Here is a 3108-nt window from a genome sequence, read left to right as displayed (position 1 = left end):
TGGTCAAGGACGATGTGGATTTTTGTCGTCTATGACGCCAAAACCAGCGAAGATATTACCCGGCAAGTGCTGACGCAGATCATCGTGGAAGAAGAAGGCAAGGGCCAGAATATGCTGCCCATCAGCTTCTTGCGCCAATTGATTGGCCTGTATGGCGATAATATGCAGTGGCTGGTGCCGAGCTATCTTGAAACCGCCATGCAAAGCTTTGCCCGCAATCAGGGCGAAATGCGCCAATATTTCCAAGAATCCTTCGGCAGCCTGTTTCCCTTCGGCTCTTTCGATCAAATGAGCAAACAGAATATTGCCATGATCGAACGGGCGATGCGCATGTTCACCCCCTTCGGTGCCCCCGGTGCTACGGGTGCAGGCGAGATGAAACCGCAAGCCGCCCCGCCCCCCGCCGGTCAGCCGGTGCAAGTGTCGGACCTGAAGCGGCAGTTGGATGCGCTGCAAGCGCAAATCGAACGGCTGAACCCCGGCACCAAAGCCGACAAAGCTTAATCTCCCAACCGGGCTGCGGGCGCGACGATGGTCTCGATCACCCCGATCACTTACCAGCCGGTCGCCCCGGCCCGCCCCATCCGCCGCCGTCAGCCGGAGGCGGAAGAGCAGCAGGACGAAAAGCGCACCGAAGAGGCAACCGCCGGGGCGCATGCCGCCCGCCCGCGCTTCGATCTTGAGGATGAGGGCGACGATCTCGCCGATCCGCGCCAGCGCCGCCGCTCGAAAGGCCTTGCCCTGGTGGCCGCGCAGGTGACGTTCCAGGCCCAGCAGTTCGCCCAGGAGCATCTCGCAGCGGGCTTTATTACGAGCCGTGGGGGACTGTGACCGCCGCCTATAAGCGTTGGGACGGCGCGTAACGCTCCCGCTTTGCCGCGCCGCCATAGGTGGGCCGCCAGATCAGCCGATCCAAAAGCTGCACGCTGCCCTGGGCGAGAATCAGCAGTACAATTGTGGCGGGCAAAATCATCTCCCGCATCTCTCCGCCAAGAAGGCTCGGCAGTATCCGCAGCGCCAGCGCGATCAGCAGTCCGGTATAAGCGCCCGACATGCTGCGGTAATGGGCAATCAGCCACGCGGGATTGCGCGTGCGCCGCCACCGCACGAGGGCGAAGAGCCCAAAGCTCACCGACACCAGCGTGACCAGCGACAGAATATGCAGAAAATTGAACCCGCCGGTCAGCCCATAGAGCATAAGCCCGGTCGCGCCGGTCACGAACAGTCCAAAGGCGGAGAGAATGCCCAAGCGGCGATGCCAAGCATTGCCTTTGCGCGGCAAAATATAAAGGATAGCGCCGGTTGCAAGCGCCAGAAGCGCGCTTGCGACGTGCAGGGTAAGAGGATCGAGCGTCATGGAATTATCTCCAGCAAGGTTAAGAATTCTCTTCGCCGTCGCGGCGGGGGTGGGGGTCTTTCTGGGGTTTCTCGGCCCGTTCGGCAGCTATGGCGCGCCGCTGCCCGACCGCCTGATGTTCTGGATCACCTCGGTTGTGGCGGGAACCGGCCTGTCGGTGCTGACCACGCTGCTGCTCCCGATCCGCTGGCGCGGCCACTCCGGCCCGGTCTATGTGCTGACGGCGACGGCCCTGGTGACGCCGCTGCAAACCCTCGTCGTGCAACTGCTGTTGCCGCTGATTGCGCCGCCGCAGGTGGTGGCCGATATCCTCTTCTGGGAGCAATTGCCCAATGTGGCCGTGCTGATGCTGATCGGCACGAGCGCGGCCTGGTTCTTTCAAGCCCGCCCGCCCAGCGCAGAACCCGCGCCCGTCGCATCGGCGACTGCCGTCCCCGAAACGGCCCCCTTCTTCGAACGCCTCCCGCCCGCGCTCGGGTACACGGTTGCTGTGCCTTGAAATGGAGGATCATTACCTGCGCGCCCATACCGACCAGGGCAATGCCCTGATTCTGATGCGGCTGCGCGATGCGGTGGCCGAGTTGCGCAGTGTGGCCGGGGGCACAGGTTCATAAAAGCTGGTGGGTCGCCCGCGCCGCCCTCGCCGGGGCTGAGCGCGGCAAGAGCGGCTGGGAATTGATTCTCAGCGACGGGCGGCGCGTGCCGGTTGGGCGCACCTATCGGCCCGCGCTGGTGGCGGAGGGATGGCTGCCGGGAGGGCGTAAAGGGGACGCGATGGAACATGCCTCTGAGATACCGGAGCCGCCGGAAAACCCAAGCGCGCCTTCGGGAAACGCCCGAATTTCGTCGTGAACGAACCGCCGCGCTGTTCGCGCTTCGTGAACGGCGCTAGAGTAACGCGATGATTCGCCTACTCTTGATCCTGCTGTTCGCCAGCCTCGCCCCAGCGGGCTTTGCGCAACAGTGCCACCTGCCCGACCGTTTGGCCGCCCCCGCCCCCTGCCCGGACCGGAGCCGGGGTGACGGCGAAACGGTTGCGCGCGGCCAGCCGGGCGATTTCGATTTCTATGTGCTCGCTCTCTCCTGGTCGCCGGCCTTTTGCGAGCAGGCAAAAGACCGCGCGACCGCCGACCTTCAGTGCCGCCGCAATCGCTTCGGCTTTGTCGTGCATGGGCTCTGGCCGCAGTATGGAGCGGGTAAAGGCAGCGCTTGGCCGCAGTTCTGTACTCCCGCCGCCCCGGTGGCCGAAACGACCCTGCGCCGCGCCCTCTGCCTGATGCCGGGCGAGCGGTTGGTGCAATGCCAATGGGCCAAGCACGGCACCTGTTCGGACCAGCCGACGCCCGACGCCTATATCGATAAAATCCAGCGCCTGATGGCGGGTCTAACCCTACCCGACTTCCAGAAAGGCGGCAGCCGGACGGTGGCGGAAATCGCCGAGGCGTTTATTGCGGCCAATCAAGCGCGCGGCCTTACAAGCGCCCATATTCGGCTGGATCTTGGGCGCGACGGGCGGTTGGAAGAAGTACGGATTTGCTATGAGAAAAAACTCAATCAGTTTCAAGCCTGCGGTGAAACCGTCGGCGGTTTCGACCCCGCCGACCGGCGCGAGAACGGCAAGCGCGTGTTGATCCGCGCGGTGGCCCCGTCATGATGAAACGCGCACTTCTGCTCAGCCTGCTCGCCCTGCCCGCGCTGGCCCAAGCGCCGTCAGGAACCGGCGGCGTGCCGCGTTCGGCCTTGCCGACCGC

General features: G+C 64.2%; 7 protein-coding genes. 6 read left to right on the top strand and 1 reads right to left on the bottom strand.

The features are described 5' to 3' along the window. Both VZ95_RS14325 and VZ95_RS14320 read left to right on the top strand, forming a co-directional pair. Nucleotides 1-504, top strand: a 504-nt coding sequence (locus tag VZ95_RS14325) for a polyhydroxyalkanoate synthesis repressor PhaR (protein ID WP_045776459.1), incomplete at its 5' end; no start/stop codon positions are given. A 27-nt stretch (nt 505-531) separates the two neighbouring features. Continuing rightward, nucleotides 532-831 carry a hypothetical protein gene (locus tag VZ95_RS14320; RefSeq protein WP_045776457.1) on the top strand — a complete coding sequence of 100 codons (300 nt, stop codon included), beginning with the start codon at nt 532-534 and terminating at the stop codon, nt 829-831. A gap of 7 nt (nt 832-838) precedes the next feature. On the opposite strand, the gene VZ95_RS14315 is transcribed toward VZ95_RS14320, so the two are convergent. Further along, on the bottom strand, nt 839-1357 hold the full coding sequence (locus tag VZ95_RS14315; protein ID WP_045776456.1) for a DUF2306 domain-containing protein: 519 nt from the start codon (nt 1355-1357) through the stop codon (nt 839-841). Between VZ95_RS14315 and VZ95_RS25710 the strand changes: the two genes are divergently transcribed. The 4 genes from VZ95_RS25710 to VZ95_RS14305 are packed head-to-tail and all read left to right on the top strand — an operon-like array spanning nt 1356 to nt 3011. Beyond that, nucleotides 1356-1856 (top strand): hypothetical protein, encoded by a 501-nt coding sequence (locus tag VZ95_RS25710; protein WP_198148313.1) that lies wholly within the window; start codon nt 1356-1358, stop codon nt 1854-1856. The two genes, VZ95_RS14315 and VZ95_RS25710, sit on opposite strands and share 2 nt — an antisense overlap. Next, nucleotides 1843-1971 carry a LytTR family DNA-binding domain-containing protein gene (locus tag VZ95_RS28295; protein ID WP_269747113.1) on the top strand — a complete coding sequence of 43 codons (129 nt, stop codon included), beginning with the start codon at nt 1843-1845 and terminating at the stop codon, nt 1969-1971. Before VZ95_RS25710 ends, VZ95_RS28295 begins: the two co-directional genes overlap by 14 nt. Continuing rightward, nucleotides 1946-2209 carry a LytTR family DNA-binding domain-containing protein gene (locus tag VZ95_RS25705; RefSeq protein ID WP_232302673.1) on the top strand — a complete coding sequence of 88 codons (264 nt, stop codon included), beginning with the start codon at nt 1946-1948 and terminating at the stop codon, nt 2207-2209. The genes VZ95_RS28295 and VZ95_RS25705 overlap by 26 nt, the downstream gene beginning before the upstream one ends. Before the next feature lie 49 nt (nt 2210-2258). Further along, nucleotides 2259-3011, top strand: a complete 753-nt coding sequence (locus tag VZ95_RS14305; protein ID WP_052711783.1) for a ribonuclease T2 family protein — start codon at nt 2259-2261, stop codon at nt 3009-3011. The last annotated feature ends 97 nt before the right edge of the window (nt 3012-3108 follow it).

Origin of the sequence: Elstera litoralis, from assembly GCF_000963705.1 — a bacterium.
In the GTDB taxonomy this organism is placed as follows: domain Bacteria; phylum Pseudomonadota; class Alphaproteobacteria; order Elsterales; family Elsteraceae; genus Elstera; species Elstera litoralis.
The sequence above is the reverse complement of the archived record's forward strand: the minus strand, read 5'-3'. Positions and strand labels throughout refer to the sequence as shown.

Bases quoted from the DNA above. Each gene is read 5' to 3' on its own strand.
- VZ95_RS14320 (WP_045776457.1), top strand. From the start codon at position 532: ATGGTCTCGATCACCCCGATCACTTACCAGCCGGTCGCCCCGGCCCGC.
- VZ95_RS14315 (WP_045776456.1), bottom strand. From the start codon at position 1,357: ATGACGCTCGATCCTCTTACCCTGCACGTCGCAAGCGCGCTTCTGGCG.
- VZ95_RS14305 (WP_052711783.1), top strand. From the start codon at position 2,259: ATGATTCGCCTACTCTTGATCCTGCTGTTCGCCAGCCTCGCCCCAGCG.
- VZ95_RS25710 (WP_198148313.1), top strand. From the start codon at position 1,356: ATGGAATTATCTCCAGCAAGGTTAAGAATTCTCTTCGCCGTCGCGGCG.